Raw genomic sequence first — 24,605 nt, 5'->3', positions numbered from 1 at the left:
TATTTGCCTCCGTGTACGTGATCGTCATCCTCGCCATGATTGCCGGCTTCCTGGCACTGCGGCTCTATTCCGTTCTTGGAAAGCGGACGGGCCATGAGCAGGAGCCTGCGCTGCGTCCGGCGGAGGAACGCGCCAAGGTAGGCGGGTTGCAGCCCCGCCCGATGCCGGAAGCGACGGGCGATTCGGTTCGTCTGGCCGAAGGGCTCATTACCCCGGCGGGCGAAGCAGGCGTGCGCGCGCTGATCAGTGCCGATCGCAGCTTTGACGTGCCGCAATTCGTCGAAGGCGCCAAGAGCGCCTACAAGATGGTGCTGGAAGCCTTCTGGCGCGGTGATCGCGACGAACTGGCCTGGCTGTGCGACGCCGATGTTCTCGGCTCCTTCGAGGAAGCGATCGCGGCGCGCGAAGCGGAAGGCCATGTGCTCGACAATCGCCTGGTGCGGATCGAGAAGGCACAGATCGTCGATGCCAGCGTCAATGGCCGCATCGCCGAAGTCTCGCTGCGGTTCGAGGCGGACATCGCTGCCGTCACCCGCGACAAGGACGGCAATGTCATCGCCGGGTCGCTGACCGACGCGGTCGGCACCAATGATATCTGGACCTTCACCCGCGACATCCGCAGCGCGGATCCCAACTGGAAGCTCAGCGAAACCGACGAGGCGGCGTGAGCCTGCGTCATTCGGGGGGAGCGCTGCTTGCGGCGCTGATGCTGTCCGCCTGCGCGGGTGGCGTCATTCCGCCATCGGCCGGCGGCCCTGCGCCAAGCCGGCCGAGCAATGGCGGCGAAGGCGCGACCCGGCCGGTTCCGGCCACGCCCCGCCCCACCCTGCCGCCGAAATTGCCGAACGTATCGCCGGGCGACCTGTCGACGGATCAAGCCAATGCCGCCGACCTGGGCGTCACGCCTGGCCCCGACATTGCCAGCCTGATCCCGTCCGGCGAGCGCGCCCGCGCCGCCCTGCAGGCCTTTCGCATTTCCTGTCCGACGCTGATGAAGCGCACCGACCAGAGCGGCCTCACGCGCGGATCGGACTGGAACAGCGCCTGCAGCGCGGCGTCGAGCTGGCCCGAAGCCACCGCTGCCGAGTTTTTCTCCCGCTATTTCGAGGCGGTGCAGGTGGGCGAGGGCAAGGCCTTCGTCACCGGCTATTATGAGCCGGAAATCGCCGGATCGCGCACCCGCCAGCCCGGCTATCAGGTGCCGATCTATCGCCGCCCGGCGGAACTGATCGACGTGAACCTCGGCCTGTTCAGCGACAGCCTGAAGGGCCGCACCATCCGCGGCAAGGTTCAGGGCAGTAATTTCGTGCCGTTCGACGAGCGATCGCAGATCGTCGACGGATCGCTCGCCGGGCGCGGGCTGGAACTGGCCTGGGCGGCCGACCCGGTCGAATTCTTCTTCCTGCAGGTCCAGGGCAGCGGCCGGCTGACCCTGCCCGACGGCGGCGTGATGCGCATCGGCTATGATGGGCAGAATGGGCGCGACTATACCGGCATCGGCAAGCTGATGAAGGATCGTGGCCTGATCCAGGCCGGGTCGATGCAGGACATCATGCAATATTTGCGCGCCCACCCGGCCGAGGGCGCGGCGATCATGAACGAAAATAAAAGCTTCGTCTTCTTCCGTGAATTGACCGGCGCGGGACCGATCGGCGCGCTGGGCGTACCGGTGACGGCCGAGGCGACGGTGGCGGCCGATCCCAAATATATTCCGCTGGGCGCCCCTGTCCTGCTGTCGCTCGACCGGGCCGAACCCAATGGCATCTGGATCGCCCAGGATACCGGCGGCGCGATCAAGGGCGCCAACCGGTTCGACAGTTTCTGGGGCGCGGGCGACCGCGCGCGCGGCATTGCCGGCGGCATGTCCGCTCGGGGCAGCGCGCTGATATTGCTGCCGATCGGGTCCGCCGCACGGCTGGCGCGCCCGTGATCGCGCGCCATGCGACGCCGGACCCTATCTTCTGAAGAGCAGGCGCTCTGGGGCGCATTGACGCGCTCGGTCCGGCCGCTGCGGCCGGGGCTGATCCGTCCGCCCTTGCCCGTTGTCGCCCCGGTGCCGATCCCGGAAACAAGGTTAACGCCGCAGCCTGCCAAGGCGGTGCCGATCCCCCCCGCCCGCACGCCAGCGGCCGTACTCGACACTGGCTGGGAAAAGCGAATCCGTAGCGGCAACATCGCCCCCGATATGTCGATCGACCTGCACGGCCATAATCTGGCCGGCGCCCATGTCAGGCTTAATCAGGCGCTGGCGGCAGCGATTGCCCGTGATGTCCGGGTGCTGCTGGTCGTGACCGGCAAGCCGCCAAAAGCCAGCAGCCACGGGGATTCGAGCCGGCGCGGCGCGATCCGGGGCGAGATCGGTCACTGGCTGGAGACCAGCCCCTATGCCGATCGCATCGCCAGCGTGCGCATCGCCCATCCCCGCCATGGCGGCGACGGCGCCATCTACCTGATTCTGCGCCGCAAAAAATGACGCAATTTGCGCAGCCACTGACCTTTTCTTAACCACTGTCCTTCATATCCGCCTGATCAAGCAGCACCGATTATCGGGGGCTTTGAGCAGGCAGGGAGGCACATGCAGGGCGTGACAGTGAAAAGCCGCGCTGCTGCCTTTCACTGTGCGGCTGGTGCGCTCGTCTTCATCCTGTCGCTGCTATTGGGCCATGGCGCGGCCGACAATCTGGTCGATGTCGGCCGATCCCTGATCATAGCGATCCTGTGCGGTACGATGAGCTGGGCGTCGGCCCAGCGCACCATCGCGGCCACCGCAAGCGCCATCGATACCGCGACCGAGCGGCTGCTGGCCGCCGCCCATGGCGATCTTCATTCCCATGTCCCCGCCGAGATCGGCCTGGAACTGCCCGACCTGTCGGTGGCGATGGAAAGCCTGTTCAGCCAGGTCCGCACCAATCTGGACCATGTCCAGACGCTGGCACTGTTCGACCAGGTGACCGGCCTTGCCAACCGCACCAGCTTCTGTCGGCAGGTCGAACGCCTGCTCGTCGAACGTTGCGGCTCGGGACCGGCAGCCTTGTTCTTCATCGACCTGGACGGATTCAAGGCGGTCAACGATACGCTGGGCCATGCGGCCGGCGACCAGTTGCTGGCGCGGGTGGCAGGTCGCCTGCGCGAAGTGGTGATGGCCCAGGTCAGCGCAGGCCTGGGCGACGCCGTGATCGGCCGCTTGGCCGGCGACGAGTTCACCATGTTCTTCCCCACCCTGCCCAATCGCGATGCGGCTTCACGCATCGCGCGTGCCATCCAGTTCGCGCTGGGCGAACGATTCGAACTGGGCAGCCAGCATGTCGATCTGGGCGCGTCGATCGGCATCGCCTGCTATCCCGACCATGGCGACAGCCTGTCCGCACTGCTGCGATCGGCCGACATCGCCATGTATCATGCCAAGCATGAAGGGCGGGGTCGCGCCGAGATGTTCACCGCCGAACTGGCACTGGAAGCGGCGGACCGGGCCGAACTGGAACGCGACCTGTTGCTGGGGCTGGAGCGCGACGAATTTCTGCTGGAATTTCAGCCGCAGATCGAGATGAGCCATGGCGGGGTGGCCCATGCGGTCACGGCCGAGGCGCTGGTGCGCTGGGTCCATCCCGAACGCGCGCTCATCATGCCCGGCGCCTTCGTGCCGGTTGCCGAGGAAAGCGGCATGATCGTCGCGCTGGGCGACTGGGTCATGAGCCGGGTATGCGAGACCGCTGCGCGCTGGGCGCGATCAGGCGTGCATCAGCGAATCGCGATCAATATTTCGACTCGCGAACTGGCGCAGGCCGATTTCTTCCTGCGCCTGCGCCATGCCATGGCGACGCACCAGACCCCGCCGCTCATGCTGGAGCTGGAGATCACCGAATCGCTGGCGATGGACATGGACGAGCGCGTGCTGGGGCAGCTCAGCGCACTGCGGCAGGACGGCGTGCGAATCGCCATCGACGATTTCGGCACCGGCTATTCCAACCTGGCCCGGCTGCGCGAATTGCCGGTCGACCGGGTAAAGATCGACCGCAGCCTGGTGCGCGACATCGCGACCTCCGCAGAGGCGCGGACGATCTGCAGCGCGGTCGTCGGCCTGATTCAGGGCCTTGGCATGGAAGTGGTGATCGAAGGGGTCGAGACGCAAGCGCAGATGGACATGCTGCGCGTCATCGGCTGCACCCTGTTCCAAGGCTATCACCTCGCCAGGCCGATGGGCGAGGCGCAATATCTGGATCGATATGCCGCCGCGCCCACCGTCGAACCGACGGAACGACGCAGCCTCTAAGCCGGATGATTCAGGGCAGGCGACGGGCAGACAGGATCTTGACCGTCGGCTCCAGCATCTGCCCCTTCATCACGCCATTGCCGGCGGTGGGCGATTTCGGACCGGCCTGGATGGCCTTCACGATATCCAGCCCCTCGACCACATGCGCGAAGACGGCAAAGCCCTGATTGTCGCCGGCCGATTCGGGCTGCGCGTCCATCGCCGGCATCTTGCCCAGCACGATGAAGAAATCCCCGGTTGCGCTGCCCGGCGCATAGCGCGCCATCGACAGCGCACCGTCATCATGGGTGAGGCCCGTCTGACTGGTCGGCTCATGCTTGATCGGCGGCAGGACGCGCTTGGGATCATTCTGTGTCCCGCCCTGGATGAAGCCATAGTCCGGGCCGCCGACGGCACGGTAGAAGACGGTGCCGTCGAACCGCTTCTGGTCGACGTAACGCAGGAAACTGCCGGCCGTGACCGGTGCCTTGTCGGGATGCAGTGCCACCACGATGCGCCCGGCACTCGTGTCGAGCGCCACCCGGACATCGCTTGAGGCGACAGGCGGCGGAACCGGCGTTGAAGACTGGGCCAGCAGCGGGCCGGAGGCCAGCGCGGCAAGGAGGAACAGGGCCAGGGTACGGATCATGGCATCAAGCCTAGTCCAACCACCCTGCCCTGTCAGCCCATGGAGTCAGCCCATGGTTGGGGCTGCTATCAGCCTTCCAACTGGCGCATCAGGGCGCGGACGTCGGCGTCCATGTCCGGATGGCTTTCGCGCAGCTTCTCGATCGTGCGCACCGCGTGAATCACCGTGCTGTGATCGCGACCGCCAAAGGTGCGGCCGATTTCCGGCAGCGAGCGCGGCGTCATCTTCTTCGAGATATACATCGCCACCTGACGCGGACGCGCGACGGCGCGCGCACGGCGCTTCGACTTCATTTCCGACAGGTCGATCTTGAAATGCGCGGCACAGGCCTTCTGGATCTCGTCGATGGTCAGGCGACGCACATTGGCGCGCACTGCATCGGCGAGCATGGTCTGGGCAAATTCCAGATCGATCGAGCGACCGGTCAGCTGGCCATAGGCAACCAGCTTGTTGAAGGCACCTTCCAGTTCGCGCACGTTCGAGCGGATCGAACGGGCAAGGAAGTCAATCACCGCATCGGGCACCGGCGGATCGCCGGCATGGGCGCGGCGCGCCTCCAGAATCGCAAGGCGCAGGTCGAGACCCGCCGGACGGATATCGGCCACCAGACCGCCCGCCAGACGCGACAGGATGCGCGGATCAATGCCGTCCAGCATCTGCGGCGCGCGGTCGGCGGTCACGACGATACGGGCGCCGGTATCGATCAGGTCGTTGATCGTGTGGAGGAATTCTTCCTGGGTCGAGCCCTTGCCGGCGATGAACTGGATATCGTCGATCAGCAGCAGGCGCGCGGCGCGCAGGCGGGCCTTGAACGCCATCGTCTCGTTCGAGCGCATCGCATTGACGAACTCGACCATGAAGCGTTCGGCCGACATGTAGAGCACCGGCGCGCTCGGCGAATGGGCCGAGAAGGCCCGCGCGATCGAGTGCAGCAGGTGCGTCTTGCCCTGGCCGGTACCGCCATGGATGAAGAGCGGCGTGAAGCGGGGCTCCGCCTCGCCCGCCATCGCCAGCGCCGCCGAATAGGCGAGCTGGTTGGTCTCACCCGGAACGAACTGGTCAAAGGCGTGGCGCGGCTGGAAGTTGCAGGCGACGGTCGGCGCAGCGGCAACGATCGCCGGCGCGGTCACGGCTGCGGCCACGTCGCGCTTCACCTCCAGCAGGCGCGGGCCCGACGAATCGGGCGCACGGCGCAGGCGCACTTCACGCACGCCGGCACCCGAGCAGCGCCAGGCCATGCGCAGGCGATCGCCAAACTGGCCGGAAACGAAATTCGCGCTGAAATCCGACGCAAAATGGAGATCCAGCGTCTGCGAATCGGGGCAATAGTCACCCAGGCGCGCAGGCTTCAACCATTGGTCGAACATGCGCGCGCCGATGTCGCGGCGCAGACCGGTGCGGATGGTCGTCCAGGCGGATTCCAGGCGGGCCATATCTGCCGCTGCCTCTCCGTCCTGAATTCCAAGCACCGCCGCATTATCCTTCATTGAATGCTGCCCCCAAAATACCAACAAAAATGCCCCTGAGGGCACGACTATCGGACGCAACAAGATGGTTCGGAAAAGCGCCCCCGCTCTTCCGAGTCTGATACATCGACTGACATTATGACGACCGCCAGGAAGTGATTCGATCAGCGGCCGGAGGATCAAAATAGACAGGGCCGCTTCGCCGGATCAAGGGCGGGTCGCTTCAAAAAACTGAAATAAAGACGTTGACTCGGGAATCCCGCAGAAAACCGCAGATTCACAAATTATGACTATTTTTCAGTGAATTACTTTGAGACGATTCTGACAATCCAGCTCGAATCGTGAGAAATTCGCGGGTCAGGGAAATGACTATTCCATGACTCCAGCAGAAAAAGCCCGCTCCGGCGATCCGGAGCGGGCTTTTCAGATAAGCGGGTAGCTTAACGTAAGGCTTAGGCGATCGCGCCGACGGCCTTGGTCAGGCGGCCGAACTTACGAGCGGCCGTGTTCTTGTGCAGAACGCCACGGGCAACGCCGCGGGCCAGTTCGGGCTGGACAGTCTGAAGCGCGGTCGCAGCAGCATCCTTGTCACCGGCGACGATGGCGGCTTCCACCTTCTTCACCAGGGTGCGGATCCGGCTGATGCGGGCGCCATTGATCGCGGCGCGACGCTCATTGCGACGGATGCGCTTCTTGGCTTGCGGCGTATTGGCCATTCTATTCCTCGGTTCTCATCAAATCTCGGGAAGAGGCCCGTCGGATTCGCCAACCAGCCTCGTGAAGGTGCGCCCCTTACAGCTGTTCCGGGGTGTCGTCAACCAGCGAGCCCCCCGCTATTTCTGGCATTTGGGGCAATGGAAGGTCGATCGCCCCCCATCGACTCGGCGTTGCACGGTGCCGCCACAGGGACAAATCTGTCCTTCGCGCCCATAGACTCGCCATTGGTTGGAGAAATAGCCCAATTCGCCATCCGGCCGCGCATAATCGCGCAGGGTGGACCCGCCAGCGACGATGGCGGCGGACAGAACCGTGCGAATCGCCTCCACCAGCAAGCCAAGCCGGGGCTTCGATATGCGGCCCGCCGCTCGAGTCGGGGCGATGCCCGCCATGTTCAGCGCTTCGCATACATAGATATTGCCCAGACCCGCGACGATGCGCTGGTCGAGCAGCGCCGCCTTGATCGATGTTGCCTTGCCGTCCAGCACCTTCGCCAGATAGGCAGCGTCGAAATCCGGCCCCAATGGTTCCGGCCCCATGCGGGTGAAGGGGGCATAGCCCTGCCAAGCGTCACTGCGCACCAGATCCAGCGAACCGAAACGGCGCGGGTCGTTGAGCGAGAGAAGATGGCCGCTGCCCGTCTCCAGCAACAGATGGTCATGCGCTCCGATTTCCGCCGGATCGATTCGCCATCGCCCCGACATGCCGAGATGGAAGATCATCATGTCGCCGCGATCAGTTTCGATGAGGCCATATTTGGCCCGGCGCGACAGTCCCGTGACGGTGGCGCCGGTCATACGCTGACGCAGGTCCACCGGAATCGGGAAGCGCAGATCGGCGCGGCGCGGCTCGACCCGTGTGAGGGTCGCGCCCTGCAAGACGGATCGCAGGCCGGAAACGGTGGTTTCGACTTCGGGAAGCTCTGGCATGGCCCCTATGTAGGATGCCGGATAGCGGAACGACAGGGGCGTTTACACCCAACTCCCAACCCATGCCTTCGCACCGGACTGACGCTGAAACTGCGTAATCACACAAGAGCGGGATTCGCCGCATCGCGTGAGCGCGCATAGCGCTTCCATCTGGCACGATCAGGCTCTAGAGCGAACCGCATGAGCGAAACAGCATCTTTCGGCTATCGCGACGTCGATGCCGCCGAGAAGGCCGGCATGGTCCGCGCCGTATTCTCCAATGTCGCCGCCAAATATGACCTGATGAACGACGCCATGTCGGGCGGCGCCCATCGGCTGTGGAAGGACCAGTTCGTCAAGCGGGTGAAGCCGCAGCCGAGCGAGCAGATATTGGACATGGCCGGCGGCACCGGTGACATCGCCTTTCGCATGCACAAGCTGGGCGCGCACATCACCGTGTCCGACATCAACCCCGAGATGCTGGCCGTAGGCGTCGAGCGCGCGCAGAAGAAGGGCTATGAGGGCCTCATCTGGTCGGAACAGAATGCCGAGACGCTGACCTTTGGCGACCGGGAATTCGACGCCTATACGATCGCCTTCGGCATCCGCAACGTCACCCATATCGACATGGCGCTGCGCGAAGCACATCGCGTGCTGAAGTTTGGCGGCCGTTTCTTCTGCCTGGAATTTTCGACCACCACCTGGCCGGGCTTTTCCGACGTCTATGACAGCTATTCGCACAAGCTGGTGCCGCAGCTGGGCAAGCTGTTCGCCAATGATGCCGACAGCTATCGCTACCTGATCGAATCGATCCGCCGCTTCCCGCCCATGCCCAAGTTCGAGGGCATGATCCGCGACGCCGGCTTCGTGCATACCAAGGTCGAGCCGATCCTGGGCGGACTGGTGGCGATCCATTCGGGCTGGAAGATCTGACGCCCGCATGACCACCCACGCGACTCATATCTGGCGGCTCCTGAAATGGGGCCGGACACTTGCACGCCATGGCGCCCTCACTGGCATTGAACGCGATCCGCTGACGCCGACGCCGGTGCGCCGGCTGGTGCGCCTGGCCCACTTCGGCGCGCGCGTGCCCAAGCAGCCACGCTATGCCGATGCGTTCCAGTCGATCGGCCCGGCGGCGATCAAGCTGGGCCAGACGCTGGCGACCCGCCCCGATCTGGTCGGCGAGGAAGCGGCGAACGACCTGCTGCGCCTGCAGGATGCCCTGCCCCCCGTCCCGTTCGAGACGATCCGCGCCCAGATCGAGCAGAGCTTCGGCCGGCCGCTGGAAGAGGTCTATGCCCGCTTCGACGAGATGCCGGTGGGCGCCGCATCGATCGCGCAGGTGCATCGCGCCGTTACCAGCGACGGCCGCGAGGTTGCGGTCAAGGTGATCCGCCCCGGCGTGATCGACCAGTTCAACCGCGACATCCAGACCTATGAATGGGCCGCCGCCCATGTCGAGATGCTCGGCGGCGAAGTTGCCCGCCTGCGCCCGCGGCTGGTCATCGCCAATATGAAGCGCTGGACCGCGCGCGAGCTGGACCTGCGGCGCGAGGCGGCATCGGCATCGGAACTGGCCGAGGCGATGGAGGCGATGCCGGGCTATCGCATTCCCGCCATCGACTGGGATCGCACGACCGGCAAGGTCATGACGATGGAGTGGATCGACGGCATCAAGATCTCCGATCGCGATGCGCTGATCACCGCCGGCCATGACCTGAAGGACATCGCCGCGCGGCTGGTCAACGCCTTCCTGCGCCAGGCGATCGCCGAGGGTTTCTTCCACGCGGACATGCATCAGGGCAATTTGTTCGTGAAGGGCAATGGCGACATCGTCGCGATCGATTTCGGCATCATGGGACGGATCGATCGGCGCGCGCGCATGTGGCTGGCCGAGATTCTCTATGGCCTGATCACCGGCAACTACAAGCGCGTCGCCGAAATCCATTTCGAGGCGCAATATGTGCCCGGCCATCATAATGTCGACGAGTTCGCCACCGCGCTGCGCGCCGTGGGCGAGCCGATGCGCGGCAAGCCGGCGAGCGAATTGTCGGTCGGCGGCATGCTGGACGGGCTGTTCGCCATCACCCGCGATTTCGACATGCAGACCCAGCCGCACCTGCTGCTGCTGCAGAAGACGATGGTGATGGTCGAGGGCGTCGCCCATCAGCTCGATCCCGAAATCAACATGTGGGAAACCAGCGGTCCCTATGTGAAGGAATGGCTGCGCACCGAATTGGGGCCGGAAGCCAAGGCCGCCGATGCGCTGATCGAGAATTGGCGCCTGATCCAGCGCCTGCCTGCACTGGTCCGCCGCATCGAGGATGCCTTCCCCGAGAAGGGCGGCGCCCCGCCACCACTCCCGCTGGGCGACGTGAAGCTGATCCAGGTGGGCGGTGGCTGGCGCTATGGGCTGGTCGCGATCGCGGCGGCAGCGATCGGCGCCGGGGCGATGGCCGCAGCCACGACCTTCTTCTAAGTCGGCGACCGGGCTGGACAAGTCCCGGTCGCACGACCAAATGTTGGCCATGACCCAGCGTGTCCTTCTCATCGTCTCCGGCGGCATTGCGGCCTATAAGTCGCTGGAACTGGTGCGCCAGTTGCGCAAGCGCGGCATCGCCGTGCGCGCAGTGCTGACTGAAAGCGCGCAGCAGTTCGTCACGCCGCTGAGCCTGGGCGTGCTGACCGAGGATCATGTCTATGGTGACATGTTCGACCTCAAGGAAGAGCGCGAGATCGGCCATATCCAGCTGTCGCGGCAGGCGGACCTGATCGTCGTCGCGCCGGCGACCGCCAACATCCTGGCCAAGATGGCGGCGGGCATCGCCGATGACCTAGCCACCACCATCCTGCTCGCCACCGACAAGCCGGTGCTGGCAGTGCCGGCGATGAACGTGCGCATGTGGCACCACAAGACGACGCAGCGGAATCTGGCGCAGCTCCATGCCGATGGCGTCCACATCATGACGCCCGACGATGGCGAGATGGCCTGCGGCGAATATGGCAAGGGCCGCCTGCCCGAGCCCAAAGCGATTGCGACGGAGATTGGGCGCCTGCTGGCCGCCCCGCCCCTGCCCGATCCGCTGGCGGGTCAGCCTGATTTCGCGGACGCGGATGAGCCGCTGGCTGGGCGGCATATATTGGTGACGGCCGGACCGACCCATGAGCCAATCGATCCGGTGCGCTACATCGCCAATCGCTCCTCGGGCAAGCAGGGCTTCGCCATCGCCGCCGCTGCCGCCCGCGCTGGGGCGAAGGTGACTTTGGTGGCAGGCCCCGTGCATCTGCCCACGCCCGCCGGGGTCGACCGCATCGATGTCGAGACCGCACGCGAGATGCTGGCGGCGGTCGAAGACGCGCTGCCCGCCGATGCCGCGATCATGGTCGCGGCCGTTGCCGACTGGCGCACCGCCGACGCGGCCGAGCAGAAGCTGAAGAAGGATGGCTCCGGCCAGCCGGCGCCGCTTAGCCTGGTCGAAAATCCCGATATATTGGCGACGCTGGGCCACCATGCCCGCCGCCCCCGCCTGCTGATCGGCTTTGCCGCCGAGACGCAGAAGATCGCCGAACATGCGCAGGCCAAGCTGGCCCGCAAGGGCGCCGACTGGATCGTCGCCAATGACGTGTCCGGCGACGTGATGGGCGGCGACAGCAACAGCGTCCAGATCGTCACATCCGCCGGCATCGAAAGCTGGGCCGCCATGGCCAAGAGCGATGTCGCCACCAAACTCATCGAAAAGGTTGCCAATGCCCTCTCCCCTGCCGCCGATTGATATCCAACTCATGCGCCTGCCCAATGGCGAGGGCCTGCCCGTCCCCGCCTATGCCACCGCGCATGCCGCCGGCATGGATGTGGTGTCGGCCGAGGAGATCATTCTCAACCCTGGCGATCGCCATCCGGTCGCGACCGGTTTCGCGCTGGCGATCCCCGAAGGCTATGAGATTCAGGTGCGGCCCCGGTCCGGCCTGGCGCTCAAGCATGGCATCACCCTGCCCAACGCCCCCGGTACGATCGACGCCGATATTCATGACACCCCCCTCGCATGGGTGAACACGGCGAACGATGGCTGAGCGTTGCGGTCGAGACAGCTGAACTCCGGGAGTATTTCGAATGGGCTGTTTGAGGCGCGACAGAGACAGATCACTCGCCCATCGCTATTTTTACTTATGTTGACACCGAGCGGACTGATTCCTAGCTGAAAAGGGAACAGTTCGGGAACAGTTGTTTGCCAGTTGCAGAGATCAGAGCGGGGGACCTTCTAAAACCACAAGCCCTGACAAAGAGGATATTCCATTTCCAGCCGACCGCGCTGAATTTGGGCATCCCACGTAAATTCATTGGCTGCCCCTACGTTACCCGTGGAGGTGAAGCGGGCCGCCTCGTCAACGCCTACATTCAAGCCCGTTGGGCGAAAGCGTGGACTCCATCGATCGGGCGGGCCCAACTTGCTGAGGTTGGGAGCACCCGACCAACACAATTGGACAACTTCCAAGCCGCTGCGTTGAAGCAGAAAGGGCGCCGAGCGCTCCCTCAGAGCATTAATGTCATAGCGCGCCACGTCGACGATTTCGTTGAATGGTGGGAGGCATCGCTGAGTCTCGACGACACCGATGAAGATGTTCACGAGCGGCTGCTCAGAGCGCAAGAGGATCTTCTCGAGGCATATGGTGATGACATGGGTACCGGGGAATGGTCGAATAGCGGGATCCCGGTCTCCAACACGACAATCAATCACCGCCAAATCAATGCGTTGAATTTTCTCCTTTGGACAAAGTTCGAGGGATTGGCACCAGAGTTCATCGTCTCCGCTACGGAGCGGAAGGTCCGCGTGGCCTCCTTTTCGGGCGCGCCGCTGACAATCTCACGCCCGCAGTTCGCTGTAGTACGTCGCCCAGACCCCAGACGAGTACGACTTCCTGATGGGGATGAACTCCGTGGGCACATTGCGGCGATCTTGGACCCTGCGGCCCAAGTTGGGGCCTTGCTTATCTACGGCTGCGGCTTGAGATTGAGCGAGGTAATCAATCTTCGCAATGACGCGCTGGTGCAGCAAGGTTCTGGGAACCAGAAATACCTCAGGGTTACCGGAAAGGGCAACAAGACCCGCCTCGTCGAAATTGAACCTTTTCTCATCAAGCAGATCCCTGACCTCTGATACTCGTCAAAGGGGAAGATCGTCTCGGCCACGGTGTGGATTCCGAAAGCACCGTGCGACTTGAGGAACGTGTCGACCTCATCATGCACCCGACGGTCCTCTTTCGAAAGCACTGTCGGTTGCGCGATATGGAGGATCACGTCGAAATCTTCGGACTTCTTCAGGCCATTCAAGTGCTCCGCAGCGGCGAGCCAGACTGCAGGAGAAGTTTCACCTTTGATCAGTTCCATGGGGCTTTCCTAGATCAAGCTGGCGGTCTCGTGGAGTTGGCGGTCAACGTAGGGCCGTGAAAGCCATGCATAGCCATCAAGCCCCCAACCGGGACCCCAACTGTTGCGAATAAGTACGGCTTCCTGACCGGCCGGATCGAGACCATGGCCGACCGCCAAAACCGCATGCCCGCCACGCTCGGTGTCGGGCGTTACATCGGGAACTATCCCCAACGCGTCGGGCCGAAAGAATGCGTCAGTTATCACCAGCCCGAGGATCACCGGCACCTTCTTGTCGAGGGTCGCTGCCAGATCGGCAAACGCCGGCTTGCCGGGCACCATCGTCGTCTTGAACAGCGGACTGGAGAAGGCGGGGGGCGCCCAAGGGAGAGCTTGGGTTGGCGAGTAAGGCCAAGCTGGCTCGATCGGTTGCCCCTCTTGAGCAAGCGCATCGGCCGTTGCTGCCATAGTTGTACCAGCATCAGGGTTCTGGCCCGGTGTTCGTGCTACCGCATGGAAGAACAGGTATTCGACCGACAGATGCTCGCCAATGTTCGCGCCATGCTCGTGAGCAGCGGAGCTCGCAAATGCCAAACACGACTGCCGCCGCCCTTGCTGACGGACGGGCAACAACAGGGAACGCAAGTCGATTGACGCGGTGATCAAGACTGCCCCCCGAACCGGCGGCGGGCAGCGCGCGACATTCCGCCCGCCTCTGGACCTTCCAGCGCGAGCTCAATCGAAAACGTGGTGTCGTCCGGCAAAGCCCCGGCCCAAGGCTGAGACTCGTGTATCGTGACGTCGCCAATCCCGCTCTCAGGTGGCCTAACGATCATGGTTCGACGCGACGACGCGCCATAATGCAGTGGTTCACGGGAGAAGTCTGATTGATCGGAGAGAACAGAATACCCTGCCTCGCGAAGGGCTTCGATCTGCCACTGATGGCCACTGCCTGCCGCCTCGTCGAGCTCGATACGTAGGAGGTCGTCGGGATTACCAATCAACCGCGCGCCGTTGTCCCGCTCGGTCAGCCGCCAGACATCGGACCAGCTGCTCCCCGGCCGATGCTCCTCGCCAAGGCGATGCTTGAGCTTGGCAACCTGGGCATTCCGCAAACGAGTGACGTCGGCATAGGTCAGTATCTGGTGGCTCAAAAGCCCCCAGCAGGCGGCCTCATAACTTGTGCCCATCCGCAGGGCGAGTTGATAGACGACATCGGGATCATGGAGGTGCGAAGCAACCGTCCAACCTTGAGCGCGAATGTGGTGCCGGTACAACCACCTCGGCAGCATCATTTCAGCTGCAAACGCGTCCGCCGCCACCTCTTGAAGATCGCGTCCATCGTCTTCGGGCTGCGGTGCTCGCTCCAGGATCACCCGATCAACGCTGCCGGCATGCTCCAAGACGACGTGGCCCAGCTCATGGGCGGCTGTGAAACGCTGGATATGCAATCCGCGGCGGGTCGTTACCATGATGCCGCGCAAGGGGGCGGGCAGACATAGCCCCAAAGCGGAGTTCAGCGGCTTAAATACCAACGGGATGCCGAGATCTCCGATCACTTCGAAGATATCGATAAGGCCGCCGGCCTCGGTCACGCGCTCCTTGAGATCGAGTTCGCGATGAACTCGCTTGGCCGCCGCGACAGCATCAAGACGGACCGCCGCTGCCGCCGACCTAGCCACGATCTTCTCCTCGAGGCCCACGCATCTGGAGGAATTCCGCGAAGCGAAGCAGTTCCGCGCGATCGTCCGACGATAACTCCGTCGCTGCGCGCGCCAACGCCTGAACACTCTCTGGAAGCGGCGGTGTCTCGGCAGAGCCGGTTAGAGCCTCGATAGATTGGCCGTAAACTTGGGCAAACCGCCCCAATTCGACCGCATCGACCTTTCGACGGCCATTTTCAACCAACGAGAGTGCCGACCGCGAAATACCTATCGCGTCAGCAGCTTCCTCCTGCTTCAGCTCCAGATATTCGCGGGCTTGGCGCAACCGCTCTCCGATTGCCTGCCATTTGTCGGATTCATCACTCATTGCAGACCCTTCACGCCGGCTCTAATGCTCTGACCGGCTTTGCTTTTTTTACTTTGATGTCGCCGATAAAGACACGCTCGAGTTTCGGCACGAGATCGGCAATCATTTCATCGCAGCTAGCATAGCCCCCAGGCTGGATGATTTCAGGCGGCAACTCGATGTCGAGCACCTTCTTGGTGATAACCGTGGCGTCCACGACCCGCTTGGAATCGATCGCGGGACAGGTCCCCATGATGGAGCCTCCGCTACCCGAGGGCGCAGCCGCGGCAATCGAGCCATCGATCGCCTCCGTTTCTTCCTCGAACCATGCTTCCAGCTCAGACACGAGCTCCTTCGCCTTCGAGGCGAAGATCGCTTTGAGCTCTTCCTTGGTAGCCGCCATGATTACCTCATGTTCGAATTTCCAACACAATATGGATGGCGTGCGCGAAAAGTCAACACGGCACATTGCGTTCGAACCGGGACTTCAAGATTGGCGTGGTTAGGAAATTATCGGCCTCTTCAGCGCCGCAGAATGCCTCCTTGCATCGGTGAGGCACTATCATCGGATTGGGAATGTACGGGGTATTGGTGCCCCCCCCTTTATAGCCGTGTGACGTTGGGCTAACCTGAGTGCCTAGCCAGATTTAGACGACAAACTTTCGAAGGAAATGAGTTGAACACCCCTGAATTTGAACTGCGCGTGCTCGATGAACGAGTCAGAGAATGGGGCCTTCCCTCGTTTCAGACGGATATGTCGGCAGGTATCGACATGTATGCGTGCCTTGATGAGCCACTCGAACTTCAGCCTCAAGCTGATGCGGTACTTATTCCAACCGGCGTAGCGATACTTATGAATGACCCTAACGTTGTCGCTTTTCTTCTCGCCAGGTCAGGGCTGGGTCACAAAAAGGGTGTCATACTCGGCCAGTCCGTGGGGACCATCGACGCTGATTATGCCAATCAAATTTTCATTAGCACTTGGCTGCGTACCCCGCCGGGCAGCGCCCCGGTCATGATCAATCCGGGCGATCGTATCGCACAACTTGTCTTCTTACCTATCCTGCGACCGTCATTCCGCGTTGTAGAGGAATTTTCAGCCACCACCTCTCGTGGGTTGGGTGGGTTTGGTTCAACCGGCGTTTGAGATGGAAAGGTTCCAGCTGATCACTCTACCAGACCTGTAGGCACTCGCTGGCGTTTAGGAATTAGAGCGATCTAACGGAACTGAAAGAAGGCATAAAGTGACCATTGCGGCTTATAGGGGACAGTCCTCGAAGAGGCATCCAAGTGGTGGAGTACCTGGCTTTAGCCCGGTCACCCGCGCTCCTTGGCGTGGGTGCCGGCGCTTTCTCACCGAGGTCTGTATCCGTGGCGAGCGGGTTGCCGCCTTCGGCGGTTACGATCGATTGACTTCGAAAATAAATTTCGAAGTCAATCGATCGTCCAGAATGGGCGTCGGTCTTCCCAACAACCGTCACGTAACGCGGGACGGGTTCACCCAAACAAAATGGGTGAACCCAAAAGAACCCCTATTCTATAGTGGGTTCACCCACTCTGGTGACCTGAAGCCAGACTATCGCGGTGAACTCAAGGTGCTGCTGATCAACCATGGCGCCGATCCCTTCCCAATCAAGCGGGGAGATCGCATCGCCCAGCTGGTGGTCGCGCCGGTTCAGCTTGCGAGCTTCGTCGAGGTCGATATGCTCGACGATACCGTCCGCGGAATGGGCGGCTTCGGTTCTACGGGAGTGTGACATCATGATGACCCCGCTGCTTTCGCTGATGCTTGCCGCCGCCACACCCCAGGCGCTTCCCGCCATGCCCCAGGATCTGAGCGAAGTGCCAGTGATCGAGGGCTGGCAGGGCCGCAAGGTGTCGCCCAAATGGTCGGAGAATGTTCACACCCTCTACCGCAAGGCATCGTGCAGCGGCACGGTCAATTATGAAGGCTCGCAACTGCTGGAACTGGATGTGCTGTTCCTGCTCGATGGTCAGGGCCGGCCGCTGAAGATCGCGCCGGTCAATGTCCGCTGCCCGGATGTCGAAACATTCGTGAGCAAGCGCATCCTCGGCACGCTTAAGGGCAGCTTCCCCAAGACCGGCACCGACGAACCGGTCTGGATGCGCTCGCAGGTGCGCTTCCTCTGGTCGGACGCATCGTGACGCTGACCGACGATCAACTGGAGCGCTATGCGCGCCATATCGTGCTGAAGGAAATTGGCGGCGCCGGCCAGGCCAGGCTGCTGTCGGCCGATGTCGCGGTGATCGGCGCGGGCGGCATCGGCAGTCCGGCCATCCTCTATCTGGCGGCCGCCGGCGTCGGCACGATCCGGGTGATCGACGATGATGCGGTCGCCTTGTCAAACCTGCAGCGGCAGGTGCTGTTCGGCACCGCCGAGATCGGCACGCCCAAGGCCGAAGCGGCAATGGCGGCCGTCGCGCGCCTCAATCCCGACATCAAGCTGATCCCGATCAACGCCCGGATCGACGCGGACAATGCCGCCATGCTGCTGCGCGCGGCCGACGTCGTGCTGGACGGGTGCGACAGTTTCGCCACCCGGCTGGTGGTGGCCGATGCTGCGCAGGCGCTGCGCATGCCGCTGGTGTCGGCGGCGGTCGGCCCGTTCGAGGGACAACTCGCCACCTATCGCGGCTGGGAGAAGGACAAGCCCTGCTATCGCTGCCTGGTGGGCAGCCCGGTCGACGCGCCCGAACGCAATTGTTCGGAAACCGGTGTAATCGGCGCGCTGACCGGGGTGATGGGCAGCCTGGCGGCGCTGGAGGTGATCCGCGCGCTGGTGCCCTTCGGCGCCGACATGGCGGGGCAATTGTTGATCGCGGACCTGCTGGCGATGCGGTTCCGCACGCTGGCCGTACCCAAGGATCCGGCCTGCCCAGGTTGCGCGGCGGAACTATGCGCGCACTGAGGATCGTCGTCATGACGGCCGATGCGGAGCGACTGCGCGGCGCATTGGTGATCGCGACGGCGCAGGCAGCGTTAGGCGGCGCGGCCAGCCTGTTCCTGCAACTGGATGCCGTCGCGCTGCTGGCGTCGCCGCTGGCCGCGCCGGAAGATGCGGCGCATCAGGCGGCGGGCCTGCCGACGCTCGCCGAACTGCTGGCCGAGGCGCTGGACATGGGGGTGGCCCTGATCGCCTGCCAGAGCGGCCTGGCGCTGTCGGGCCTGTCCGCCGACGCCCTGCCCGCCGGGGTCGAGATTGGCGGCCCGCTTTCCTTCCTGCAACCGACCGACGACGCTGCCCGGCTGCTGATCGCCTGATCGCGGTCGGCACGTTCAGCGACAGACATGGCCGGCCTGGGTCGTTTGACGCCCTAAATTAACGGCCTTCCCCGGTATGAGCGCTTGTTAGACGGCGAGTCGCGCAGGGTGGTGCCAGGCTTTTCAGTGCCTTAGCCGGAAACGATCGAAAGTTTGCGCGTATGCGCCATGGAAGATTTTCGCGGCCGGCGAAAAATCGACTACAATTGCGTGGGTTGACGATGGAAAGAGCCGACCGGAACTTTACACCGGACACGCCGCTGTAGGACAGGGCTTTCCGCAGAAGGCCATCGCGGCGCAGAGGCGCTGCCATTCCCTTTGCCCGCGTGGAACATGCAACACGCGGAGCCGCGGCCAAGGCGGAGAGCGAAGGCGAATGGGGCGCTTGTTTCTGCCATCATCATCCCCGCGCAAAACGGGTAAACGGGGATTCATCTCCCCATCCAGCGTTTCGGCGCGCACTCCAGAGATGGATTCCCGCCTGCGCGGGAATGACGAAAAAGGCTGGCTAAACGCCAGACTGTTTTCCAGTCCTTCATATCCCTTTCTCCGCGCTCTTCGCGGCTCCGCGTGATCATTGTTCGCGCGGAGCCGCGAAGAGCGCGGAGGAGAAAGAAGGAAGGGCGGATTTGGGTGGTTTCCTGCCATTCCCCTCCCGTAAACGGGAGGGGTAGCGAGACTTGCGCGCGCAGCGCGTTAGTCGCAGCGGGGTGGGCTATCGCGACGTCCGGCCCACCCCCTAACCCCCTCCCGCCTGCGGGAGGGGGAACAGGTCCACTTCTGGTCGCTTCGCGCCATGGCATTTGCATGGTGCCCGCGCGCCCTGCCCCCCCCCTTCTTCCGGCCTTAGTCGCGCAGGAAGATATCCTCGATCTTCAAACCGAACAGGTCGGCGATGCGGAAGGCGAGCGGGAGCGAGGGGTCATATTTGCCCGTCTCGATCGCGTTGACGCTCTGGCGCGAAATGCCGAGCTGGGCGGCGAGATCGCTCTGATTCCAGTCGCGTTCCGCCCGCAAGATTTTGAGCCGGTTCTTCATGCGCGCAGCCAGCTGATACAGCGAGCCACCCCGATCGTGATGGCAAAGATCGGCATGACCACCCAGGCCGGCACATGAGGCACGGCGCGGAACTGTTCAAGAAATCCCCATAACGTGCCGATCACCAGCAGAGCGCCGGTGCCGACGAGCGCCGACTGGGTCAGCTTCAGGCGCTGATATTCGTCGGTCTCTTCGGTCAGCAGCCGCCCCATCGCCCAGACCATCAGCAGCACCCCGATCGACGGCAATATACCGAGAATCCAGAGCAGAACACCGGTAGGATGCCAGCTCTTGTAGCCGAATGTCGCGGCGAACATGCCCAGCGTATAGATCAGGCTGCCCAGAATCATGCGCCGATTATAGCGCTGCATCGCCGGAGACAGGTCGCCCTTGTTCCGCGCCGATCGCTCAAGCGCCAGTACGAACGGGACGACCATCCCAGTCCCCAGCAGCATGACAGCCAACGATCCGATCCAGCCAAGATCGAAGCGAGCGACCACCACGCCCGAACAGGCCATGGCCAAGGAAAAGGCGATCGCCCAAATGAAAATAGCGCGCCGGTCCGACGCTGACCGTCCTGTCATCATGACTCGTGCCTCCTGCTCTGAAAGGGTCAAGCGTCCTTTACATAAGCAGGAAGCGATTAGTCAACTTACCTTTACATTTTATCGCGTATCCTTGTCAGAACTGGCCATAGCGCTCATTGCCGACAAAGCCGAGCTTGGTGACGCCGGAACGGCGGATGTCGGCCAGGGTCTGGTCGACCACCAGATAGCGGGCGGCGGCGTCGGGCTGGAATTGCAGTTCCGGTTCGACCGGCATGGCGAGCGTCTGAGCGAGATAGCGGCGCAGCGTCAGGGCATCGACCGCATTGCCGTTCCAGCGGACCACGCCCGATGCGTCGATCGTCACCTTGTTCTTGATCGGATCGGCTTGGGGCAGGCTGGTATCGACCGGCGCCTGGGGCAGGTTGATACCCACGCTGTGGGTCTGGATCGGGATGGTGATGATGAACATGATCAGCAGCACGAGCATGACGTCGATCAGCGGCGTCGTGTTCATCTCGCCCATCGGCGCGTCATCCTGTGCGCCACGGGATTTTGCAAAGCTCAAAGCCATAAGTCCCTCCTGCACTGATAATGATATATCAGCACATAAAACATGCGCCCATGGGTGACTCTTGGCAAGATGCCTTCTATTGACAGGGCAGACCGCCCATTTATGGGGAAGGCGCGGCTTTTTGGGCCGTGCGACCTGAACATTTCACAGAAAGACCCCCCGTGTCCGCCATGCTCAAGATCACCCTGCCCGATGGTTCCGTGCGTGAAGTCGCGCCCGGCACTACTCCGGCGGATATTGCAGCGGCGATCGGGCCGGGCCTGGCCAAGGCGGCGATCGCCGCGAAGGTCGACGGCGAGCTGCGCGACATCATGCGCCCGCTGGAACAGGATTCGCAGCTGGCGCTGGTGACCGCGAAGGACGAGGCAGACGCGCTGGAACTGGCGCGCCACGATTTCGCCCATGTGCTGGCCGAAGCGGTGCAGGCGCTGTTTCCCGGCACGCAGATCACCTTCGGCCCGGCGACCGACGATGGTTTCTATTATGACTTCGCGCCCAAGGATCGCCCCTTCACCGAGGAAGACCTGCCCGCGATCGAGGCGGAGATGCGCAAGATCATCGCCGCCAACAAGCCGCTGCGCCGCGAAGTCATCGCCCGCGACACGCTGATCGCCCAGTGGGAAGCCGCCGGCGAGACGTTCAAGGCGCAATGGGCCGCCGAACTGCCGCAGGGCGAGGAACTGACCGTCTATCATAGTGGCGACGGCTGGTACGACATGTGCCGTGGCCCGCATCTGGCCTCCACCGGCAAGCTGGACCCGGCCGCGTTCAAGCTGACCCGCGTGTCGGGCGCCTACTGGCGCGGCGACCAGAAGAATGCGATGCTGAGCCGCATCTATGGCACCGGCTGGCTGAACAAGAAGCAGCTCAATGAGCATCTGACCCGGCTGGAAGAGGCCGGCAAGCGCGACCATCGCAAGCTGGGCGCGGAGATGGACCTGTTCCACCTCCAGCAGGAAGCGCACGGTTCTGTCTTCTGGCACCCCAAGGGCTATCTGATCTGGCGCGAGCTGGAAGCCTATATGCGCCGGGCGATCGACGATGCCGGCTATCGCGAGGTCAAGACCCCGCAGGTGATGGACGCGCGCCAGTGGGAGCAGTCCGGCCATTGGGGCAAATATCGCGAAAATATGTTCGTCATCCCCGACGAAGTGCCGAATGTGGCGGACGAAGGCCCGCTGGTGTCGGACGATGTCGACTGGATGGCCTTGAAGCCGATGAACTGCCCGGCGCACATCCTGATCTTCAAGCAGGGGATCAAGAGCTATCGCGACCTGCCCTTGCGCTTCTATGAAAATGGCTGCTGCCACCGCAACGAGCCGCATGGCGCGCTGCACGGCCTGATGCGCGTGCGCCAGTTCACCCAGGACGACGCCCATATCTTCTGCCGCGAGGACCAGATCGTCGAGGAAGTGCGCGCCTTCTGCGCGCTGGCCGACCGGATCTACCGGGATTTCGGCTTCACCTACTCGATCAAGCTGGCGCTGCGCCCGGAAAAGCGCTTCGGCACCGAGGAGATGTGGGACAAGGCGGAAGAGGAACTGCGCAACGCAGTCGCCGCCGCCGGCCTCAACACGCCCGAATATGGCTGGGAAGAACTGCCCGGCGAAGGCGCCTTCTATGCGCCCAAGCTGGAATGGCACCTGACCGACGCGATCGGCCGCACCTGGCAGGTGGGCACCATCCAGTCGGACCGGGTGCTGCCCGAGCGGCTGGACGCCAGCTACATTGCCGAGGATGGCGAGCGTCACCGGCCGGTGATGCTGCACCGCGCGATCTTCGGCAGCTATGAGCGGTTCATCGGCATCCTGATCGAACATTATGCCGGCAAGTTCCCGCTGTGGCTGGCGCCGGTGCAGGCGGTGGTCGCGACGATCGTGTCGGATGCGGACAATTATGCGCTGGACGTGGTCGAGAAGCTGCGCGCCGCCGGCATTCGTGCCGAGGCCGACGTGCGCAACGAGAAGATCAACTACAAGGTGCGCGAACATTCTCTGGGCAAGGTGCCCAACCTGCTGGTCGTCGGCCGCCGCGAGGCGGAAGAAGGCACGGTCGCGCTGCGCGAACTGGGCAAGGATGGCCAGACCATGCTTTCGCTGAGCGAAGTGATTGCGCGCCTTGAAAAAGAAGGTCGCGCACCCGATATGGGTTGAGGCAGCAATGCCACAGGGTGCGTGATTCCGTTACGACGGAGGCACGCACCCCTTTCGGTTTTTCAGAAAAGCCGCTAAGAGCCACTCGGTTTTAATAGACTCAGGAGAAGCTGCTATACGTCCCCCGATGATGCGCCGCCCACTGGCGCCGCCGCCGAAGTCCGGCCCCCGGTATAACGAATTCATCACCGTGCCCAAGGTGCGCGTGATCGATGACGAAGGCGAAAATCTGGGCGTGATGTTTACGCAGGAGGCGATCGAACAGGCCGCCGACGTTGGCCTGGACCTGGTCGAAGTTTCGCCCAACGCCGATCCGCCAGTCTGCAAGTTCCTGGACATCGGCAAGTTCAAGTACGAAGCCCAGAAGAAGGCGAATATCGCCCGCAAGACCCAGAAGACGCAGGAACTCAAAGAGATCAAGATGCGTCCGAACATCGACGATCATGATTATGATACGAAGATGAAGAAGGTCCATGATTTCATCGGCGATGGCGACAAGGTGAAGATCACCTTGCGCTTCCGCGGCCGCGAACTCAGCCACCAGCAGCTGGGCATGAACCTGCTCCAGCGCGTGGCGGAAAATGTCTCCGAGATCGCCAAGGTCGAAGCCTATCCGCGCATGGAAGGCCGCCAGATGCTGATGGTGCTGTCGCCGAAATAAGTGGCGCCGCGACATCGAAGAACATGCGTTCGGGCGGGGTCTGGCAACAGGCTCCGCCCGAACGCATTTGGGGCCATCTCCCTGGAGGCGATCGCGATTCGAAGGACGACGGGGCGATAATGCTGGCTGTCCGTACCCCTCGAAACGCGTGGGGCGATGGCAAAGAGGTTGCCGGCGCGCTTGCCCCAGGCCGCATAAACAAATTCGGCGCCGGCCAAATGAACGGGATGGGCGCGTTCGCGTCGGGCCGATGGACGGCGATCAGGGGTGGTTAGGGGACTGTCAGCTTTCTTGGTCAAAAACCGGCTTGAGGAAGGTCCATACTACGAGCCCAAAACCGATAGTCGTGAAGCATACTGCTGAATGCAAAGCCCATGTCGAGATGGCATCCGGTATCGAAAAAGACCAGCAGGCTGCCGAGGTAAGCAGCGGCAGCAGCATCCATGGGATGAGTTGGAAATTCATCTCATTTACCCACGCCAATCCGCGTAGCGGTATTGCCTTGCTCGAAAGAAAGGCGCGGTATCTGATAAATGCCCTGTGTATCAACCTCGTATCCCATGAGCGATCGGTGACGGCAATTGGTCGGTGTGAGACAGGCAGCTTTCGTAACCAAGGATCGATCTACGGGATAATCCAAGCTTGGGGTAACTTAGCGAAATAGCCCCATTCGCTCCATGGCACATCGATTTTTCCGGCGCTTCGTGAAGCCAATCGCCATTCTGGAGGATCAGGAAAGCCGTGCCATGCAAGCTGCATGAGCAATAGCTGCTCACCGGCATGTTCCGCATAATATTCAACGTCGCGAGAAATGAACCACTGCCTGTCCAGTCCAAACAATTCTGGTTAGCGTCCGCGCTCGTGGTGTAATTTCCGGTGTAGATTGAGGTGATCGCATGGGGTTGGGCATGCCCAACCCCATGCGATTTCGAACTCGGTGGCCACCGGGCTCATCGGTAAGGTGGAGTTACCACACGTCACACG

26 protein-coding genes and 2 pseudogenes are annotated in these 24,605 nt (G+C 62.8%); 16 read left to right on the top strand and 12 right to left on the bottom strand.

The window, feature by feature from the left end; translation table 11 throughout:
- Positions 1–11 precede the first annotated feature (11 nt).
- The 4 genes from AC13EK_RS04355 (at position 12) to AC13EK_RS04340 (ending at position 4,270) form a co-directional block, all read left to right on the top strand.
- Positions 12–668: a Tim44/TimA family putative adaptor protein gene (locus AC13EK_RS04355; protein ID WP_037491994.1), complete on the top strand. Its 657-nt coding sequence runs from the start codon at positions 12–14 to the stop codon at positions 666–668.
- Positions 665–1,930, top strand: coding sequence for a murein transglycosylase A (mltA, locus tag AC13EK_RS04350; RefSeq protein ID WP_069335971.1), 1,266 nt, complete (start codon positions 665–667; stop codon positions 1,928–1,930). The genes AC13EK_RS04355 and mltA overlap by 4 nt, the downstream gene beginning before the upstream one ends.
- Positions 1,931–1,939: 9 nt before the next feature.
- Positions 1,940–2,473, top strand: a complete 534-nt coding sequence (locus AC13EK_RS04345; RefSeq protein WP_069335972.1) for a Smr/MutS family protein — start codon at positions 1,940–1,942, stop codon at positions 2,471–2,473.
- A 102-nt stretch (positions 2,474–2,575) separates the two neighbouring features.
- Positions 2,576–4,270, top strand: coding sequence for a putative bifunctional diguanylate cyclase/phosphodiesterase (locus AC13EK_RS04340; protein ID WP_483022056.1), 1,695 nt, complete (start codon positions 2,576–2,578; stop codon positions 4,268–4,270).
- Between the two features lie 10 nt (positions 4,271–4,280).
- On the opposite strand, the gene AC13EK_RS04335 is transcribed toward AC13EK_RS04340, so the two are convergent.
- The 4 genes from AC13EK_RS04335 to mutM all read right to left on the bottom strand — a co-directional run bounded on the left by AC13EK_RS04335 (position 4,281) and on the right by mutM (position 8,010).
- A complete protein-coding gene (locus tag AC13EK_RS04335) occupies positions 4,281–4,898 on the bottom strand; it encodes a peptidylprolyl isomerase (RefSeq protein ID WP_069335974.1) in 618 nt (205 codons plus the stop codon).
- A 68-nt stretch (positions 4,899–4,966) separates the two neighbouring features.
- Complete coding sequence (gene dnaA, locus AC13EK_RS04330; protein ID WP_004210320.1) at positions 4,967–6,385, bottom strand: chromosomal replication initiator protein DnaA; 1,419 nt, start codon at positions 6,383–6,385, stop codon at positions 4,967–4,969.
- 431 nt (positions 6,386–6,816) lie between these two features.
- Positions 6,817–7,080, bottom strand: a complete 264-nt coding sequence (rpsT, locus tag AC13EK_RS04325; protein WP_004210319.1) for a 30S ribosomal protein S20 — start codon at positions 7,078–7,080, stop codon at positions 6,817–6,819.
- Positions 7,081–7,197: 117 nt separating this feature from the next.
- The gene (mutM, locus tag AC13EK_RS04320) at positions 7,198–8,010 is read right to left on the bottom strand and encodes a bifunctional DNA-formamidopyrimidine glycosylase/DNA-(apurinic or apyrimidinic site) lyase (protein WP_004210318.1); all 813 of its coding nucleotides are present in this window, start codon (positions 8,008–8,010) and stop codon (positions 7,198–7,200) included.
- A gap of 180 nt (positions 8,011–8,190) precedes the next feature.
- On the opposite strand from mutM, the gene AC13EK_RS04315 reads away from it, so the two are divergent.
- The 5 genes and pseudogenes from AC13EK_RS04315 (at position 8,191) to AC13EK_RS04295 (ending at position 13,148) form a co-directional block, all read left to right on the top strand.
- Positions 8,191–8,922 (top strand): class I SAM-dependent methyltransferase, encoded by a 732-nt coding sequence (locus tag AC13EK_RS04315; RefSeq protein WP_069335975.1) that lies wholly within the window; start codon positions 8,191–8,193, stop codon positions 8,920–8,922.
- A gap of 7 nt (positions 8,923–8,929) precedes the next feature.
- Positions 8,930–10,471: a 2-polyprenylphenol 6-hydroxylase gene (ubiB, locus tag AC13EK_RS04310; RefSeq protein ID WP_069335976.1), complete on the top strand. Its 1,542-nt coding sequence runs from the start codon at positions 8,930–8,932 to the stop codon at positions 10,469–10,471.
- A gap of 49 nt (positions 10,472–10,520) precedes the next feature.
- The gene (gene coaBC, locus AC13EK_RS04305; RefSeq protein ID WP_069335985.1) at positions 10,521–11,765 is read left to right on the top strand and encodes a bifunctional phosphopantothenoylcysteine decarboxylase/phosphopantothenate--cysteine ligase CoaBC; all 1,245 of its coding nucleotides are present in this window, start codon (positions 10,521–10,523) and stop codon (positions 11,763–11,765) included.
- Positions 11,740–12,015: pseudogene (locus AC13EK_RS04300) on the top strand (dUTP diphosphatase); the annotation flags it as partial. The gene coaBC and the pseudogene AC13EK_RS04300, both read left to right, overlap by 26 nt.
- 455 nt (positions 12,016–12,470) lie before the next feature.
- Complete coding sequence (locus AC13EK_RS04295; RefSeq protein WP_069335977.1) at positions 12,471–13,148, top strand: site-specific integrase; 678 nt, start codon at positions 12,471–12,473, stop codon at positions 13,146–13,148.
- A gap of 239 nt (positions 13,149–13,387) precedes the next feature.
- Here the strand turns inward: AC13EK_RS04295 and AC13EK_RS04290 are convergent, their stop codons facing one another.
- From AC13EK_RS04290 to AC13EK_RS04275, 4 genes are read right to left on the bottom strand one after another with little or no spacing between them, the layout of a single operon-like run.
- On the bottom strand, positions 13,388–14,023 hold the full coding sequence (locus tag AC13EK_RS04290) for a C1 family peptidase (protein WP_069335978.1): 636 nt from the start codon (positions 14,021–14,023) through the stop codon (positions 13,388–13,390).
- Entirely contained in the window at positions 14,020–15,039 is a 1,020-nt protein-coding gene (locus AC13EK_RS04285) for an ImmA/IrrE family metallo-endopeptidase (protein ID WP_069335986.1), read from the bottom strand. Before AC13EK_RS04285 ends, AC13EK_RS04290 begins: the two co-directional genes overlap by 4 nt.
- On the bottom strand, positions 15,032–15,388 hold the full coding sequence (locus AC13EK_RS04280) for a helix-turn-helix domain-containing protein (RefSeq protein ID WP_069335979.1): 357 nt from the start codon (positions 15,386–15,388) through the stop codon (positions 15,032–15,034). Before AC13EK_RS04280 ends, AC13EK_RS04285 begins: the two co-directional genes overlap by 8 nt.
- Positions 15,389–15,398: 10 nt before the next feature.
- Positions 15,399–15,770: a hypothetical protein gene (locus AC13EK_RS04275; RefSeq protein WP_069335980.1), complete on the bottom strand. Its 372-nt coding sequence runs from the start codon at positions 15,768–15,770 to the stop codon at positions 15,399–15,401.
- Between the two features lie 273 nt (positions 15,771–16,043).
- On the opposite strand from AC13EK_RS04275, the gene dut reads away from it, so the two are divergent.
- The 5 genes and pseudogenes from dut to AC13EK_RS04250 all read left to right on the top strand — a co-directional run bounded on the left by dut (position 16,044) and on the right by AC13EK_RS04250 (position 18,650).
- Positions 16,044–16,514, top strand: coding sequence for a dUTP diphosphatase (dut, locus tag AC13EK_RS04270; RefSeq protein WP_069335981.1), 471 nt, complete (start codon positions 16,044–16,046; stop codon positions 16,512–16,514).
- A 412-nt stretch (positions 16,515–16,926) separates the two neighbouring features.
- A pseudogene (locus AC13EK_RS04265) lies at positions 16,927–17,124 on the top strand (dUTP diphosphatase); the annotation flags it as partial.
- A gap of 4 nt (positions 17,125–17,128) precedes the next feature.
- Positions 17,129–17,533 (top strand): hypothetical protein, encoded by a 405-nt coding sequence (locus AC13EK_RS04260; RefSeq protein ID WP_069335983.1) that lies wholly within the window; start codon positions 17,129–17,131, stop codon positions 17,531–17,533.
- On the top strand, positions 17,530–18,297 hold the full coding sequence (locus AC13EK_RS04255; protein ID WP_069335984.1) for a HesA/MoeB/ThiF family protein: 768 nt from the start codon (positions 17,530–17,532) through the stop codon (positions 18,295–18,297). The genes AC13EK_RS04260 and AC13EK_RS04255 overlap by 4 nt, the downstream gene beginning before the upstream one ends.
- Complete coding sequence (locus tag AC13EK_RS04250) at positions 18,285–18,650, top strand: DsrE family protein (protein ID WP_170828630.1); 366 nt, start codon at positions 18,285–18,287, stop codon at positions 18,648–18,650. Before AC13EK_RS04255 ends, AC13EK_RS04250 begins: the two co-directional genes overlap by 13 nt.
- A gap of 846 nt (positions 18,651–19,496) precedes the next feature.
- On the opposite strand, the gene AC13EK_RS04245 is transcribed toward AC13EK_RS04250, so the two are convergent.
- From AC13EK_RS04245 to AC13EK_RS04235, 3 genes are all read right to left on the bottom strand, one after another.
- The gene (locus AC13EK_RS04245; protein ID WP_004208912.1) at positions 19,497–19,688 is read right to left on the bottom strand and encodes a helix-turn-helix transcriptional regulator; all 192 of its coding nucleotides are present in this window, start codon (positions 19,686–19,688) and stop codon (positions 19,497–19,499) included.
- Complete coding sequence (locus AC13EK_RS04240) at positions 19,685–20,206, bottom strand: hypothetical protein (protein ID WP_483022055.1); 522 nt, start codon at positions 20,204–20,206, stop codon at positions 19,685–19,687. The genes AC13EK_RS04245 and AC13EK_RS04240 overlap by 4 nt, the downstream gene beginning before the upstream one ends.
- Before the next feature lie 163 nt (positions 20,207–20,369).
- Positions 20,370–20,807: an ExbD/TolR family protein gene (locus AC13EK_RS04235; protein WP_069337494.1), complete on the bottom strand. Its 438-nt coding sequence runs from the start codon at positions 20,805–20,807 to the stop codon at positions 20,370–20,372.
- Between the two features lie 170 nt (positions 20,808–20,977).
- Here AC13EK_RS04235 and thrS point away from each other — a divergent pair, with 170 nt between their 5' ends.
- Together thrS and infC are read left to right on the top strand one after the other, a co-directional pair.
- Complete coding sequence (gene thrS / locus AC13EK_RS04230) at positions 20,978–22,960, top strand: threonine--tRNA ligase (RefSeq protein ID WP_069337495.1); 1,983 nt, start codon at positions 20,978–20,980, stop codon at positions 22,958–22,960.
- A gap of 127 nt (positions 22,961–23,087) precedes the next feature.
- Positions 23,088–23,621: a translation initiation factor IF-3 gene (gene infC, locus AC13EK_RS04225; protein WP_069337496.1), complete on the top strand. Its 534-nt coding sequence runs from the start codon at positions 23,088–23,090 to the stop codon at positions 23,619–23,621.
- Positions 23,622–23,916: 295 nt separating this feature from the next.
- Here the strand turns inward: infC and AC13EK_RS04220 are convergent, their stop codons facing one another.
- Positions 23,917–24,066: a hypothetical protein gene (locus tag AC13EK_RS04220; protein ID WP_483022054.1), complete on the bottom strand. Its 150-nt coding sequence runs from the start codon at positions 24,064–24,066 to the stop codon at positions 23,917–23,919.
- Between the last annotated feature and the right edge of the window lie 539 nt (positions 24,067–24,605).

Source organism: Sphingobium sp. L-44, assembly GCF_056859495.1.
This window is presented reverse-complemented; position numbering and strand designations above follow the sequence as displayed.